We start from the raw sequence: 340 nt of genomic DNA on the forward strand, positions 1-340 counted from the left end.
CCGCGCCGTCGGTGAGTGGCTGGAACGCTTCGGGGCCGCCGCGTACGCCGGTACGCCGATGGCGGCGCTGTCCAAGGGCGGCAGCCAGAAGGTCGCCGTGGCCCAGGCCCTGCTCGCCGCGCCCGAGCTGCTCGTGCTGGACGAGGCGTGGACAGGACTGGACGCCGCCGCCCGGGCCGAGCTGGAGCGGGCCGTCGCCGAGCGGGTCGCGGACGGTGCGGCCGTGGTCTTCGTCGACCACGATCCGCACCGGCTCGCCGGGGTGTCCGACGCGGTCTGCACGGTCCGCGACGGAGCCCTCGAACGCCGTGCGGCACGGGCCCCGGTGCCGCCGTCCGGC

General features: G+C 77.6%; 1 protein-coding gene. It reads left to right on the forward strand.

What is annotated here, in order from left to right:
• A partial coding sequence (locus tag BZY54_RS34215) for an ATP-binding cassette domain-containing protein (RefSeq protein ID WP_244217481.1) occupies positions 1–340 on the forward strand: 340 nt, incomplete at both ends.

Origin of the sequence: Streptomyces carpinensis (assembly GCF_002154505.1) — a bacterium.
Lineage (GTDB): Bacteria > Actinomycetota > Actinomycetes > Streptomycetales > Streptomycetaceae > Streptomyces > Streptomyces carpinensis.